Source organism: Streptomyces sp. NPDC059456 (assembly GCF_042750055.1).
Classification (GTDB): domain Bacteria; phylum Actinomycetota; class Actinomycetes; order Streptomycetales; family Streptomycetaceae; genus Streptomyces.
Window position 1 is genome coordinate 1 of record NZ_JBHYVA010000097.1, and the last position, 13,074, is coordinate 13,074.

Annotated in this window: 14 protein-coding genes and 1 pseudogene; 6 read left to right on the top strand and 9 right to left on the bottom strand. The window is 72.7% G+C overall.

All coding sequences use genetic code 11. The features are described 5' to 3' along the window. Nucleotides 1-95 precede the first annotated feature (95 nt). Nucleotides 96-614: pseudogene (locus ACFXA3_RS11830) on the top strand (PhzF family phenazine biosynthesis protein); the annotation flags it as partial. 47 nt (nucleotides 615-661) lie between these two features. Next, nucleotides 662-994: a hypothetical protein gene (locus tag ACFXA3_RS11835; RefSeq protein WP_385185396.1), complete on the top strand. Its 333-nt coding sequence runs from the start codon at nucleotides 662-664 to the stop codon at nucleotides 992-994. Nucleotides 995-1,020: 26 nt separating this feature from the next. On the opposite strand, the gene ACFXA3_RS11840 is transcribed toward ACFXA3_RS11835, so the two are convergent. Both ACFXA3_RS11840 and map read right to left on the bottom strand, forming a co-directional pair. Then, nucleotides 1,021-1,668 (bottom strand): heme oxygenase (biliverdin-producing), encoded by a 648-nt coding sequence (locus ACFXA3_RS11840; protein ID WP_385185398.1) that lies wholly within the window; start codon nucleotides 1,666-1,668, stop codon nucleotides 1,021-1,023. Between the two features lie 177 nt (nucleotides 1,669-1,845). Continuing rightward, nucleotides 1,846-2,703, bottom strand: coding sequence for a type I methionyl aminopeptidase (gene map, locus ACFXA3_RS11845; protein WP_385185401.1), 858 nt, complete (start codon nucleotides 2,701-2,703; stop codon nucleotides 1,846-1,848). Between the two features lie 72 nt (nucleotides 2,704-2,775). On the opposite strand from map, the gene ACFXA3_RS11850 reads away from it, so the two are divergent. Then, nucleotides 2,776-3,015, top strand: coding sequence for a hypothetical protein (locus ACFXA3_RS11850; RefSeq protein WP_385185432.1), 240 nt, complete (start codon nucleotides 2,776-2,778; stop codon nucleotides 3,013-3,015). Nucleotides 3,016-3,033: 18 nt separating this feature from the next. Here ACFXA3_RS11850 and ACFXA3_RS11855 read toward each other — a convergent pair whose 3' ends face one another. Then, a complete protein-coding gene (locus ACFXA3_RS11855; protein WP_385185404.1) occupies nucleotides 3,034-3,639 on the bottom strand; it encodes a hypothetical protein in 606 nt (201 codons plus the stop codon). Nucleotides 3,640-3,753: 114 nt separating this feature from the next. On the opposite strand from ACFXA3_RS11855, the gene npdG reads away from it, so the two are divergent. After that, nucleotides 3,754-4,482 (top strand): NADPH-dependent F420 reductase, encoded by a 729-nt coding sequence (npdG, locus tag ACFXA3_RS11860; RefSeq protein ID WP_385185406.1) that lies wholly within the window; start codon nucleotides 3,754-3,756, stop codon nucleotides 4,480-4,482. A 59-nt stretch (nucleotides 4,483-4,541) separates the two neighbouring features. Here the strand turns inward: npdG and ACFXA3_RS11865 are convergent, their stop codons facing one another. Further along, entirely contained in the window at nucleotides 4,542-4,670 is a 129-nt protein-coding gene (locus ACFXA3_RS11865; protein WP_385185408.1) for a hypothetical protein, read from the bottom strand. Between the two features lie 113 nt (nucleotides 4,671-4,783). On the opposite strand from ACFXA3_RS11865, the gene ACFXA3_RS11870 reads away from it, so the two are divergent. Next, a complete protein-coding gene (locus tag ACFXA3_RS11870) occupies nucleotides 4,784-4,969 on the top strand; it encodes a hypothetical protein (RefSeq protein WP_054221878.1) in 186 nt (61 codons plus the stop codon). A 10-nt stretch (nucleotides 4,970-4,979) separates the two neighbouring features. On the opposite strand, the gene ACFXA3_RS11875 is transcribed toward ACFXA3_RS11870, so the two are convergent. Continuing rightward, nucleotides 4,980-5,780: a site-2 protease family protein gene (locus tag ACFXA3_RS11875; RefSeq protein WP_385185411.1), complete on the bottom strand. Its 801-nt coding sequence runs from the start codon at nucleotides 5,778-5,780 to the stop codon at nucleotides 4,980-4,982. A 73-nt stretch (nucleotides 5,781-5,853) separates the two neighbouring features. Here ACFXA3_RS11875 and ACFXA3_RS11880 point away from each other — a divergent pair, with 73 nt between their 5' ends. Next, a complete protein-coding gene (locus ACFXA3_RS11880; protein WP_385185414.1) occupies nucleotides 5,854-6,765 on the top strand; it encodes a BTAD domain-containing putative transcriptional regulator in 912 nt (303 codons plus the stop codon). A gap of 826 nt (nucleotides 6,766-7,591) precedes the next feature. On the opposite strand, the gene ACFXA3_RS11885 is transcribed toward ACFXA3_RS11880, so the two are convergent. The 4 genes from ACFXA3_RS11885 to ACFXA3_RS11900 all read right to left on the bottom strand — a co-directional run bounded on the left by ACFXA3_RS11885 (nucleotide 7,592) and on the right by ACFXA3_RS11900 (nucleotide 12,829). Continuing rightward, on the bottom strand, nucleotides 7,592-8,083 hold the full coding sequence (locus ACFXA3_RS11885; protein WP_385185417.1) for a hypothetical protein: 492 nt from the start codon (nucleotides 8,081-8,083) through the stop codon (nucleotides 7,592-7,594). Then, a complete protein-coding gene (locus tag ACFXA3_RS11890) occupies nucleotides 8,068-9,228 on the bottom strand; it encodes a ParA family protein (RefSeq protein WP_082411119.1) in 1,161 nt (386 codons plus the stop codon). Before ACFXA3_RS11890 ends, ACFXA3_RS11885 begins: the two co-directional genes overlap by 16 nt. 326 nt (nucleotides 9,229-9,554) lie before the next feature. After that, nucleotides 9,555-10,670 (bottom strand): alanine dehydrogenase, encoded by a 1,116-nt coding sequence (gene ald, locus ACFXA3_RS11895; RefSeq protein ID WP_385185420.1) that lies wholly within the window; start codon nucleotides 10,668-10,670, stop codon nucleotides 9,555-9,557. 152 nt (nucleotides 10,671-10,822) lie between these two features. Further along, nucleotides 10,823-12,829 carry a tetratricopeptide repeat protein gene (locus ACFXA3_RS11900; RefSeq protein WP_385185423.1) on the bottom strand — a complete coding sequence of 669 codons (2,007 nt, stop codon included), beginning with the start codon at nucleotides 12,827-12,829 and terminating at the stop codon, nucleotides 10,823-10,825. Between the last annotated feature and the right edge of the window lie 245 nt (nucleotides 12,830-13,074).

A 13,074-nucleotide genomic window follows, 5' to 3' on the forward strand; every position in this document is an offset into this window, starting at 1 on the left:
GGCCCCCCCCGCCCGCGGGGGGGCGGCGGCCCCGGCCCCCCCCCGGCCGCCCCCGCGGCCGGGTTTCCGCCCCCCCCCCCGGGGGGGGGGGCCCCCACATCCGCACCCCCGGAACGCGGATGTCCTTCGCGGGCCATCCGCTGGTCGGGGTCGCCTGGCTGCTCGACATCGAGGAGCTCCAGCCGCCCGCGGGCTCCGTATGGGCCCGCGACGACGGCGAGTTCACCTGGATCACGGCCCTCCCCGAGTGGGTCGAGGGCAAGCGCACCCAGCAGTACGCGAGCCCCGCCGAGGTCGACGCGCTGCCCGCGCCGCCGCCCGGCGAGGGCTGGCTGTACGCCTGGGCCTGGGAGGACGAGACCGCGGGCCGGATCCGGGCCCGCGGCTTCCCGCGCCGCCCCGACGGGGTCATCGCCGAGGACGAGGCCACCGGCTCGGCCGCGATCCTGCTGACCGCCGAGCTGAACCGCGCCCTGAACATCACCCAGGGCGCCGGCTCCCAGATCCTCACCGCCCCCGGCCCGGACGGCACCGTCGAGATCGGCGGCCGCGTCCGCTTCGCCAGGCCCCCGCAGGCGCGCACCGGGGCCGAGCGGGTACTCAGCCGCGATTGAGTAGGTGCACCCTGGGCCGGGACGCCGTCCGGCGCTGGAATGGAGTCATGAACACGACTTCGAGTCCCGCCCCGCGTCCCGCCGGAACGCAGGAGTGGCGGCTGGTCCCCGCACTCTTCACGGCGGTGACGCTGGTGGCCGCCGGCCTGAGCTACGCGGCCTCCGACCTGCCGCGCTCCCCGCTGTGGCTCTCGGTCCCCTACCTGGTGCCGCTGGGTCTGGCGGCCGTCACCTGGCTGCGGCCCCGGACCCGGGCGCAGCGCACGAACCGCATCCTGGCGGGCAGCATCGGCGCCGCGCTGGCCCTCTTCTACGCCAAGGGCGTCGAGGCCGCCCTGTTCTGCATCGGGCTGGTCGTCTGGCTGGTCCAGGGCGACTGACACCGCGCCCGGCTCCGGAGCCGGGTTCAGGCGCTCAGCGGGAACTCCTCGCCGAGCTGGCGGAAGACCGCCCCGTTGAAGTCGAAGGCGCGCTTGCACTCGTCGATGATGCGCTGCTTCTCCAGGTCGTCCGCGGCGATCGCGTCCAGCAGCTCGCGGTAGGTCCGCTTGAAGGCCGCGGGGTTGGCGATGTCCGCGAAGACGTAGAAGCGCACGCCGTCGCCCTTGCGCGTGAAGCCCCACGTCCGCTCCGCCTTGTCGCGGATGATCTGGCCGCCCGAGAGGTCGCCCAGGTATCGGGTGTAGTGGTGGGCGACGTACCCGCCGGGCCAGGTGGCCGCGCACTGCGCCACCCGGGCCGCATAGGCCTCGGTCGCGGGCAGCGCGATCAGCGTCTCGCGCCAGGACGGCCCGCGCAGGTGCGCCAGGTCGCGTTCGATCTCGGTGACGCGCATCAGCTCGGGCCGTATGAACGGGCCGGCCACCGGGTCGTCCTTCAGGGACTCGGCCGCGTCTTCGAGGGCCCGGTACACGAACCACAGCTGCTCGGTGTAGCGCGCGTACGCGTCCACCCCGAGCCGGCCGCCGAGCAGGTCGCTCATGAACGTCGAGGTCTCTGCCTCGGTGTGCTGCTCGTGCGACGCGACACGGATGACCGTGGAGAAGGCGTCCAAGACATTCCTCCGGAGACGGGACGAGGCGGGCGGGTCCGACGGGCGTGACGGCACGGCCGCCACGCCCGATCCTCGTACTTAGGTTTACCTAAGCCAATGTGTTCCCGACGCGCTGTCGGTAAAACATCCCCGACGGAGATTTTCCGGCCGCCCCCTCGCCCGGCGGTCCGGGCGCCCCTACGGCAGGGTGAGGATCTCCGCCCCCGTGTCGGTCACCACCAGTGTGTGCTCGAACTGCGCGGTGCGCTTGCGGTCCTTCGTCACGACCGTCCAGCCGTCCGCCCACATGTCGTACTCGTGCGTGCCCAGGGTCAGCATCGGCTCGATCGTGAAGGTCATGCCGGGCTCGATGACCGTCGTGGCGTGCGGGCTGTCGTAGTGCGGGATGATCAGCCCGGAGTGGAAGGACGAGTTGATGCCGTGCCCGGTGAAGTCCCGGACCACGCCGTAGCCGAAGCGCTTCGCGTACGACTCGATGACCCGGCCGATCACGTTGATCTGGCGGCCCGGCTTGACGGCCTTGATCGCCCGGTTCAGGGCCTCACGGGTGCGCTCCACCAGCAGCCGCGACTCCTCGTCCACGTCCCCGCACAGGTACGTGGCGTTGTTGTCGCCGTGCACGCCGCCGATGAACGCGGTGACGTCGAGGTTCACGATGTCGCCGTCGCGCAGGACGGTGGAGTCGGGGATGCCGTGGCAGATGACCTCGTTGACCGAGGCGCACAGGGACTTCGGGAAGCCCCGGTAGCCCAGCGTCGACGGGTAGGCGCCGTGGTCGCACATGTACTCGTGCGCGACCCGGTCCAGCTCGTCGGTGGTCACCCCCGGGGCGATCAGCTTGGCGGCCTCTTCCATCGCCTGGGCGGCGATCCGGCCGGCGGTGCGCATGGCCTCGATGGTCGCGGCCGACTGCACCTCCGGTCCGGTGTACGGAGTGGGCGCGGGCCTGCCCACGTACTCGGGCCGGCGGATGTTGCCGGGAACGGAACGGGCGGGGGAGAGCTCGCCTGGTACGAGCAGCGACTGGCCAGACATGCAAGCGAGTGTATCCAGCGGGGATGGGGCAGCATGGCGGCAGAGAGCGGTATCGAGAGGAGCCCGAGGACGATGGCCCTGTTCAAGAAGCGCCAGGTGGGAAAACCCGGCGAGTGGTACTACTGCCTGGTCCACCACAAGGTCGAGGAAGGCCCGGAGTGCCCGGCGAAGGACCGGTTCGGACCGTACGCGACGCCGGAGGAGGCGGGCCACGCCATGGAGACGGCGCAGGAACGCAACCTCGAATGGCAGACCGACCCCAAGTGGAACGACAAGACGCGCGACGAGGACGAGGGCACGGCCGCGCCGTAGTCCCCGGCCCGGGGCGGCCTACCAGCGGCTCGGCGGCGGAGCGGTCAGCCGGTCGGCCAGCCGCGCCAGCCGGTCCCGCAGCCGCCGCGGCCCGCGCTGCTCCGGCAGGCTGTTCTCCCCGGCCGCCGCGCTGACCAGGTGCTGCACCGTGTCCAGGTCCAGCTCGCCGGCGCTCTCCCGGACGGACAGGGCGTCGTGCGCCAGCGCGGCGAGATCCGGGTCACCGCCGTCCAGGGACAGTACGGTCGCCCCCGCCCGCCGGGCGCCGTGCACCCGCTCCAGCAGCCCCTCCCCGGGCCGGTCCGGTGCCACCACCAGCAGCGTGTGCCCGCGCCGGGCCCCCTCCAGCCGGCCCAGCCCCACCGACAGGTGCGGCGGCGCCCCCGCCGGCACGCGGTGGCGCACCAGCGTCGGCGCCAGCTCCGGCAGCCCCGACCAGGCGGCCTCGTCCACCAAGTGCGCCGCCAGGTGCCAGGGCTCGTACTGCTCGGTGCCCACCAGCAGCAGGCTCCCGCCGGCCGGAGCCGCGCAGCGGCGCAGCGAACCGGCGAAGCGGCGCGCGTCGGCGGGCCACTGCGTACCGGCGAGCACCTCGCGCAGCAGCGCGACCCTCACGGCGTCCATGGCGGCATCCTGCCGCACGGAAGGGGCATACGGGGCCACTTCGCCCCGCTTCGCCCGGCAGCGCGGGCCCCGTGTCCGTTCGAACCTGCGGATCACGGCATTACCCTCGCCCCCATGACCTCCTCAGACAGCACTCAGAACCCGCCCGCCGCGGCACCGGCCAAGGCTCCCGCCAAGGACCCGTGGGACCTGCCGGACGTCTCGGGCCTCGTCGTCGGCGTCCTCGGCGGCACCGGCGACCAGGGCCGGGGCCTGGCCTACCGGCTGGCCCGGGCCGGCCAGAAGGTGATCATCGGCTCCCGTGCCGCCGACCGCGCGCAGAGCGCCGCCGACGAGCTGGGCCTCGGCGTGGAGGGCGCGGACAACGCCGAGTGCGCGCGACGCAGCGACATCGTGATCATCGCGGTGCCGTGGGAGGGCCACGCCAAGACCCTCGAAGCCCTCCGCGAGGACCTCGCGGGCAAGCTCGTGGTGGACTGCGTCAACCCGCTCGGCTTCGACAAGCAGGGCGCGTACGCCCTCCGGGTCGAAGAGGGCAGCGCCGCCCAGCAGGCCGCGGCCCTGCTCCCCGGCTCCCGCGTCACGGCGGCCTTCCACCACCTCTCGGCGGTCCTGCTCCAGGACACCTCGGTCGAGGAGATCGACACCGACGTGATGGTCCTCGGCGAATCCCGCGCCGACACCGACATCGTCCAGGCGCTGGCCGCCCGCATCCCGGGCATGCGCGGCGTCTTCGCGGGCCGCCTGCGCAACGCCCACCAGGTGGAGTCCCTGGTCGCCAACCTGATCTCCACGAACCGCCGCTACAAGGCCCACACGGGCCTGCGCATCACGGACATCTGACCCCCTGACCGCTGCGCCCCCTGACCGCTGCGCCCCCGGGCGCAGCGGCTTCCGGGACGTCAGATCCGGCGGCCGGCGCGCGCCTCCACGGGCCCCAGGTGTGCCACGACCCCCTGGTGGAAGCGGTCCACGGCCTCGTCGACGCTGCGGATGAACCCGGACTCCGTGTTCCCGCGGTTGTTGCCCATGCCCTTGATCGGCGACTGCTGCGGAGGGCGGGTGCCCTTACGGGAGCACTGCGGGGCATGGGGGACACTGGTGGGGCTCGACCCCGTCCCGTGTTGCCGAGGAGCTGTGCCCCATGCCCCGCCTTGCCGTGTTCGCCATCGTCGTCTGCGTCCTGTCCGTGGCCGCGGCCGTGGTCGCCTTCGTGGAGGGCAGCTTCCTGGGGATCGTGTGGGTGCTGCTCGCCGGGCTCACGTCCAACATGGCCTGGTTCTACCTGCGCAAGGCCAAGGCGGAGAAGGCCTCCCGCTCCGCCGGCTAGGCGCGCCCGCTCAGGGCTGCGGGACGGCGCAGAAGCCGTTCGTGTCCTGCCAGAACCGGTAGAGGTCGCGGCCGCAGAAGGTCTCCAGGTCGGACACGCCCAACGTGGACAGCAGATTGCGCACCACGTCGAAGAAGTACGTGTTGACCTCCGGGATCCACAGCAGCGCGAACACCGCGATCAGCCCGAACGGCGCCAGCGGCGCCACCTCGCGGCGGATCCGGTACGACAGCCACGGCTCGATGATCCCGTAGCCGTCCAGCCCCGGGACCGGCAGGAAGTTCAAGATCGCCGCCGACACCTGGAGCAGCGCCAGGAACGCGAGCGCGAAGCGGAACGCCATCGGGACGCCGTCGAGGGCGTCCAGCCAGAACGGCGCCGTGCACACGACCGCGAACGCCACGTTGGTCAGCGGGCCCGCCGCCGAGATCAGGCTGTGCTTCCAGCGGCCCTGGATCCGGTCGCGCTCGATGTAGACGGCGCCGCCGGGCAGACCCAGCCCGCCCATGATCACGAAGATCACCGGCAGGACGATGCTGAGCAGCGCGTGCGTGTACTTCAGCGGATTCAGCGTCAGGTAACCCTTGGCGCCGACCGTGAGGTCCCCGCCGTGCAGGGCCGTGCGCGCGTGCGCGTACTCGTGCAGGCACAGGGACACGACCCAGGCCGAGGTCACGAACAGGAACACCGCGAGCCCGGTGCTCGTCGAGTACCCCGTCCACACCGCCCACCCCGTGACCGCCATGACGGCGACGATGCCGAGGAATACGGAACTGATCCGCCGCTCGCCGCGGCTGCCCTGATGACCCATGCGGCGAAACCTACCCCGGGCAGGGAGCCAAAAGGAGTACGGGTCCGGGGGCGGGGCCGGGGACAATGGGCCGGTGCGTTACGCGATTCTCGGTACGGCCCAGGCCAGCGACGACGACGGAACCCCCGTCGCCGTCGGCGGAACACGCCTGCGGGCGCTGCTGACCGCGCTCGCGCTGCGCCCCGGACGGTCGGTGCCGACGCACCTCCTCGTGGAGGAGGTGTGGGACGGCGACCGCCCGGCGGACGCCCCGGCCGCCCTCCAGGCCCTGGTGGGCAGGCTCCGCAGGGCGCTGGGACACGGGGCGGTGCGCTCGGCGGAGGGCGGCTACCAGCTCGTCGCCACGAGCGAGGACGTCGACCTGTACCGCTTCGAGCGGCTGGTCCGGTCCGGAGCCGCGGCGCAGGACCCCGCCGAGGCGGCCGCCCGCTACGACGAGGCCCTGGCGCTGTGGCGCGGCCCGGCACTGGCGGACCTGCCCGAAGCGGCGGCCCGGTCCGCCCGTTGGGAGGCCGTACGCCTCGACGCGCGCCGGGGCCGGCTCGAGGCGGCCCCGGCCCTGGGCCAGGCCGAGCGGGCCCTGCCGGAGCTGACCGCCCTGTGCGGGGAGCGGCCGCTGGACGAGCCGCTCCACGCCCAGCGGATCCCGGCCCCGCGGGGGACCCGCCCCGGGGGGGGGGGCGCCGGCGGCCGCGGGGGCCCCGACGGGATCCCCGCCCGACTCGCCCGTCACGGGCCCCTCAGCGGGCGCACACGGCTCTTGCAGCTCTTGCGGCTCTTGCGGCTCTTGCGACTCGGTCGACACCAGGACACCCGGCCCGCGGCCCAGACTGCGGCGAGCGGGGCGGCCGGGATCGGCGGGAAGCGGCATGACGGTCCAAGGCAGTGCGGAGCGGACGCCCCAAGCCTCCCACGCCCCCCACCCCAAACCCCCAACCCCACCCCCAACCGACCCCGGCCCCGGAGGAAAGGGCGCCGGCCATGACGGCCGGAAGCGCGACGCCCTGCCGGGAGGGTGGGCGGCAGCCACGGGGCGGCAGCTCGACGCCCGCCGGAAGGGTGGGGCGGCAGCCCCTGAGCCGGGACACGAGCGCCGACGGGGGGGGACGGGTGGAAGCCCCTTAGTCGGGGACATGAGCACCCACGGGGGGACGGGGGGAAGCCCCTTAGCCGGAGACATGAGCACCCACAGGGGGGAGGGGCGGCGGCCCGTGGGCCGGGACACGAACGCTTGCGGGAGGGTGGGGCCGAAGCCACACGGCCCGCAGCACGACATCCGCACCGGAGGCGGCCTCAAGGCAGGCCCGCTGGCCCGCCCTCCCCGCCTCCCGACAGCCCGTCACGGGCCCTCCCGCCAACAGGAGCAACCGTCACAACAGGTAGGAGGACCCACAGACCGCAAGACAACCACCAGACCGGCACCAGCCACCGTCACTACCACCTGGACCGAATCGCAGGTGGAGTGGGCAACCCGTACGGACAGGCGGAGCAGGTAGACGGGACGGAACAACGAACAGAGCGTCCTAACGCGCGGGGACGACGAGCCGCACGCCGCAAACGACAGCAAGCCCGGCGGGCAGGGGCGGCCGCGGGCCTACCTGCGGAACATCCCCCACACTCCACCAACACCGACCCACAACAACCACCGCCATCACCACCGAACAGCCCCAGGACCCCCGGCCCCGCAACGCCACCGGCAGCCCCACCGAACGGCCCCAGGGCCCCCGGCCCCGCAACGCCACCGCCATCACCACCGAACGGCTCCACAACCACCGCCCCTGGCAACGCCACCGCCACCGGCCCCGCCGGGGTCAGCGGCCGCGGAGTCTGCGGACCAGGATGCTCGCGTCGCCGCGGGATTCGAGGTCCGCCAGGACCACGGCCACCGCCTCGCGGACGATGCGTCCGCGGTCCACCGCGAGCCCGTGCTCGCCGCGCAGCACCAGCCGCGCGTGCTCCAGGTCCATCAGCTCCTCGGCGGAGACGTAGACCGTGATCTTCTCGTCGTGCCGTTCCCGCCCGCTGGGCCTGCGGTTCGCACCGCGGCCCTGGCCCTTGCCCCGCCGGGGTTCCGGGCTGACAGAACCTTCCTGCGGGCGCCGGGGTGCACCCACCACCGGCTCCGTACCGGCCGCCGCCTCCCGGCTGCGGCCCTCTCCCGCCGTGCCCTCCGCCGACGCCGCCGCGTGTTCCCCGGCGGGTGACTCCTCCGGGCCCCGCCTCGGCGAGGACGACTGGAGCGCCATCCCCCCGGTCGTACGGAACAGTTCGTCGGCTCCGGGCAGACTCACTCGGCGTGACACCGGGCGAGCACCTCCCTGGCCAGCTGGCGATACGCGGCGGCCCCGACGGAGTTGGAGGCGTACGTGGTGATCGGCTCGCCGGCGACCGTGGTCTCCGGGAAGCGGACCGTGCGGCCGATGACCGTGTGGTAGACGTGGTCGTCGAAGGCCTCGACGACGCGCGCCAGCACCTCACGGCTGTGCACCGTGCGGGAGTCGTACATCGTGGCGAGGATGCCGTCGAGCTCCAGCTCGGGGTTGAGCCGCTCCTGCACCTTCTCGATGGTCTCGGTCAGCAGTGCCACACCGCGCAGCGCGAAGAACTCGCACTCGAGCGGCACGATGACCTTGTGAGCCGCCGTCAGGGCGTTCACGGTCAGCAGGCCGAGCGAGGGCTGACAGTCGATCACGATGTAGTCGTAGTCGGCCATCAGCGGTTTCAGCGCCCGCTGCAGCGTCGACTCTCTCGCGACCTCGCTGACCAGCTGCACTTCGGCAGCGGACAGGTCGATGTTGCTCGGCAGCAGGTCCATGTTGGGGACCGCCGTCTTGAGCAGCACCTCGTCGGCCGACATGCCCCGCTCCATGAGCAGGTTGTAGACCGTCAGGTCGAGTTCCATCGGGTTCACGCCGAGGCCCACGGACAGCGCGCCCTGCGGGTCGAAGTCGACGAGCAGCACGCGGCGCCCGTACTCGGCGAGTGCGGCGCCCAGGTTGATGGTCGACGTGGTCTTGCCCACGCCGCCCTTCTGGTTGCACATCGCGATGATCTTCGCCGGACCGTGGTCGGTCAGCGGACCCGGGATCGGGAAGTACGGCAGCGGCCGTCCGGTCGGGCCGATCCGCTCCCGGCGCTGGCGGGCAGCGTCGGGGGCGAGGGTGGCCGCGTACTCGGGGTCGGGTTCGTACTCCGCGTCCGGGTCGTAGAAGTGCCCTTCGGGCACGTTTTCGTAGTCGGCGAAACCCACGGGCTTTTCGCCGCTCAGGTCGCCGGCCCTGGAGTTCACGTCTAGGCCGTCCATGCTCTTTTGGGGCGTCGTCATGTGCTGGTGGTTTGCGAAGGTGCGGACTGCGACGGAGCCGACCGCTTCGAGCCCGGCGGGTCCTTGGCCCCGGTCAGGCGTCCCTGCTCGACCACCTCCGGGAGCAAATGTCGACTCATTCACAAGTCGTCTTACCTCCTCGGACGTGACCAGGACACTTATCGATAGGTCAGCGTGGCACCATGCCGACGGTTGGCGACTCTATGGCGTGTCACCGCCCAGCGGCAACACAATCCACTGGACCCACCACGATGTGTCGGCAACCGAACACCACTCTGTCAAGGGCGCCAAGGCTGTCACCGTGAAGTTTCACGGGTGTGCGAAAGGGTTAAAGGGTTACGTTCGAGGCGAGTTGAGCCGCGCCCGCACGCACCCCGCAAACGCCTCCGGCCGGACCTTGCGGGCAAGGTCCGGCCGGATACGTGAGATTGACGTCAGTCGTTGACGCTTCAGCCGAGCAGCGTGCCCAGCTCGAGGGTCGGGAGGCCGTGGGCCTCGGCGACCGGACCGTAAACGACCTGTCCGTCATGGGTGTTGAGGCCGAGCGCGAGCGCGGGGTCACGGCGCAGCGCCTCGGCCCAGCCGAGGTTCGCGAGCTGCACGATGTAGGGCAGCGTGGCGTTGGTCAGCGCGTAGGTGGAGGTGTTCGGCACCGCGCCCGGCATGTTGGCGACGCAGTAGAAGACCGAGTTGTGGACCTGGAAGGTCGGCTCGGCGTGGGTGGTCGGACGGGAGTCCTCGAAGCAGCCACCCTGGTCGATCGCAATGTCGACAAGGACACTTCCGGGCTTCATCTTGGCGACGAGCTCGTTGGTGACCAGCTTCGGGGCCTTCGCACCCGGGATCAGCACGGCGCCGATGACCAGGTCGGCCTCGACGACGGCCTTCTCCAGCTCGTAGGCGTTGGAGACGATCGTCTTGATCTTCGTGCCGAAGATCTTGTCGGCCTCGCGGAGCTTGTTGATGTCCTTGTCGAGCAGGGTCACGTGGAAGCCCATGCCGATGGCGATCTGCGCCGCGTTCCAGCCGGAGACGCCGCCGCCGATGACCACGCACTCGCCGGCGTGGGTGCCGGGGACGCCGCCCGGGAGCACGCCGCGACCGCCGGCCGAGCGCATCAGGTGGTAGGCGCCGACCTGCGGGGCCAGGCGGCCCGCGACCTCGGACATCGGGGCGAGCAGCGGCAGCGCGCGGTTGGCGAGCTCGACCGTCTCGTACGCGATGGCGGTGGTGCCGGACTCCAGGAGGGCGTCCGTGCACTCGCGGGAGGCCGCCAGGTGCAGGTAGGTGAAGAGGGTCTGGTCCTTGCGGAGGCGGTGGTACTCCTCGGCGATGGGCTCCTTGACCTTCAGCAGCAGGTCGGCGGTGGCCCAGACCTCGTCGGCGGTGCCGAGGATCTCGGCGCCGGCGCCGACGTACTCCGCGTCCGTGATCGAGGAGCCGACACCGGCGTTCTGCTCGATGAAGACCTGGTGGCCGTTGCGGACCAGCTCATGCACGCCGGCGGGCGTGATGGCGACCCGGAACTCGTTGTTCTTGACCTCGCGGGGGATGCCGACCTTCATCGTCGATCACGGTCCTTGGCTCAGGGGATATTACGGGGCACTTCCATACATACCCGCCCACAAGAACGCGCAACGGGATGCACCACGGGATGTCGTGGTGAAGCCAGTCTAATGAAGGACGACGCGCTGTCTAGCCTTGCAAACCAATAATCTCAGTCGGAACCACTACGGATTTCGCAGGCTGCGGGGTCGTCTCCCAGCAATCTGTCGGCTGCGGACCGGTGCAGCCTTGCGGCGGCCGGGTCGCCGAGCCTGTCCAGCGTGTCGGCCAGCCGCACCTGGAGCGCGGCCTGAAGTCGCAGGTCTGCGGCCCGGCGCGCGAGCTCCACCGCCTCGCGGCAGGTGTGCAGCGATTCCTCGGGCCGCCCGGCGTACTCCTGGATTCGCGCCATCTCGCTCAACGCCTTTGCCTGGCCCGGCACATCGGCGAGTTTCCGGTACCCCGCGGCGGCGGTCCGCCAGCTGCGCAGCGCGTCCCCGTAGCGGCCCGCGTACATGTGCACGTTGCCGAGGCGTCCGTACAGCCGGGCCTCGTCGGCGCGCTCCCCGCGCGCCAGGGCCTGGGCCAGGGCCCGGCCGAACCAGTCGGCGGCGCGGTGCCAGTCGGCGAGCTCCTGGTAGGCGCCCCCTACGGATTCCATCGCGCGTCCGGTGGCGTACGGGTCGTTCGCGGCCCGGCCCGCGTCCAGCGCGGCCCGGTAGCGCTCCAGGGCCTCCTGGGTGCGGCCGGTCTCGGCGTCCAGGTCGGCCAGGTTGAGCAGGGCCGCGGCCTGCTCCCGGTGCAGGCCGCGGCGCTCGGCCACGTCCAGGACCAGGCGGTGCAGCCCGTACAGCTCGGGGGCGGCGCCGGCGGTGCCGCGGTGCTCGGCGAGGGCCCGTACGAGGGCTGCGACCAGCCGGCGGGCCAGGGTGTCGAGCCCCCCGTCGGCCACGGCCAGCGAGGCGGCCGCGGACAGTGCGGGCAGCCGGGTGTCGAGCCAGGTGGCGGCGGCCCGCCGGTCGGGGAAGCGCAGCGCGCGCGGCAGTCCCTCCAGCTTCTCCGGGCCGTGCAGGCGGGGGCCTCCGTCCGCGCCGTCCCCGTCCCCTTCCTCGCCCTCGCCGGTTTCGGCCATGACCCGGCAGGAGTGCAGCAGGCGTACGGTGCGCTCCAGCATGCGGGCCCGGGCCAGCTGGACCTCGGCGGTGCGCTCCTTGGCCTCCAGCAGGGCCTGGATCAGCGGTGCGAGGCAGCCGGGCAGCAGGAAGAGCCCGTCGGAGGCGTGCCGGACCAGGCCCAGTCCGGCGAAGTCCTCCAGGGTGGACTGCGCGGCGGCCACGGAGCAGCCGGCGAGGGCGGAGGCGGTGTGGGAGTCGACGATGCCGGCGGGGGCGAGCGGCAGCAAGCGGAGGGTCCGCTGGGCGGGCTGCGGCAGGGACTCGTAGACGAGCCGGAAGGCGCGGGCCAGCGGGCCGCCGGTGGCGGGGGGCATCTCGTGGAGCTGTTTGGCCACGTCGGCGACGGCGGCTTTGGGGTGGGCCGCGAGCCAGCCGCCGGCCAGGGCCAGCGCGGCGGGCTGCCCTCCGCACTCCTCGACGAGGGCTTCGGCGGCGCGGGGGTCGACGGTGATGCGGGTGTCGCCGATGCGCCGGCCGAGCATCTGGACCCCGGAGGGGGTGTCGAGTCCCCCGAGGGTGCAGGGGCGGACATCCGGAATGCCGGTGAGCGGCCCCTCGGCGGTGATGACGACGAGGCATTCGGGGGTGTCCGGCAGCAGCGCGTCGACCTGGTACGGGTCGGCGGCGTCGTCGACGAGGAGGATCGTGCGCCGTCCGGTGAGGGCGGCGCGCAGGGCGGAGCTGAGCTCGTCCTCGGCGGCGCCGGGGGGCGTGGCCTCGCCCAGCCCTTCCAGCAGGGTCCGGATCGCCCGCTCGGTGGCCACGGTCTCCCCGCCCGGGGTGGTGAGGCGGACCCTGAGCACCCCGTCGGGGTAGTCGTCGCCGACCTCGCGGACGAACGCCTCGGCCAGGGCGGTGCGTCCCGACCCGGGCCGGCCGGCGACGAGCAGCACGCGCGCCCTGGGTGATTTGGCCTTGCGCCCCGAGAGGGTGTCGAGCCCGGTCCGTGCGATGTCCTCGCGCAGCTCCTTGAGCTCACGCCGCCGCCCGACGAAATCCGTCACGGATCCGCTCCTCTCCCTGCCTTCGGGTTGCGAGCGTAGTTCACGCAGAGCGACGACCCGTGGGGAGCGCGGCCTGGGGATCGCCCGATCGGATCAGCGGATGGTCACACCGCGGGTTCGTTCGGCCCAGCCGGGCCCGGGCGTCCGCTTCCCGGGCGGTCGCGCGGGCCCGGCGGCCCGGGAAGGCCACGTTCGGGCGGTCCGGCCAGGGGGCCGGGGCCGGGCGGAGCGCGGGGTTGCCGCCC

What these genes read in the sequence shown, in the direction of transcription:
- ACFXA3_RS11835 (WP_385185396.1), top strand. Translation starts at nt 662, where the DNA reads ATGAACACGACTTCGAGTCCCGCCCCGCGTCCCGCCGGAACGCAGGAG.
- map (WP_385185401.1), bottom strand. Translation starts at nt 2,703, where the DNA reads ATGTCTGGCCAGTCGCTGCTCGTACCAGGCGAGCTCTCCCCCGCCCGT.
- ACFXA3_RS11850 (WP_385185432.1), top strand. Translation starts at nt 2,776, where the DNA reads ATGGCCCTGTTCAAGAAGCGCCAGGTGGGAAAACCCGGCGAGTGGTAC.
- ACFXA3_RS11855 (WP_385185404.1), bottom strand. Translation starts at nt 3,639, where the DNA reads ATGGACGCCGTGAGGGTCGCGCTGCTGCGCGAGGTGCTCGCCGGTACG.
- npdG (WP_385185406.1), top strand. Translation starts at nt 3,754, where the DNA reads ATGACCTCCTCAGACAGCACTCAGAACCCGCCCGCCGCGGCACCGGCC.
- ACFXA3_RS11865 (WP_385185408.1), bottom strand. Translation starts at nt 4,670, where the DNA reads ATGGGCAACAACCGCGGGAACACGGAGTCCGGGTTCATCCGCAGCGTC.
- ACFXA3_RS11870 (WP_054221878.1), top strand. Translation starts at nt 4,784, where the DNA reads ATGCCCCGCCTTGCCGTGTTCGCCATCGTCGTCTGCGTCCTGTCCGTG.
- ACFXA3_RS11875 (WP_385185411.1), bottom strand. Translation starts at nt 5,780, where the DNA reads ATGGGTCATCAGGGCAGCCGCGGCGAGCGGCGGATCAGTTCCGTATTC.
- ald (WP_385185420.1), bottom strand. Translation starts at nt 10,670, where the DNA reads ATGAAGGTCGGCATCCCCCGCGAGGTCAAGAACAACGAGTTCCGGGTC.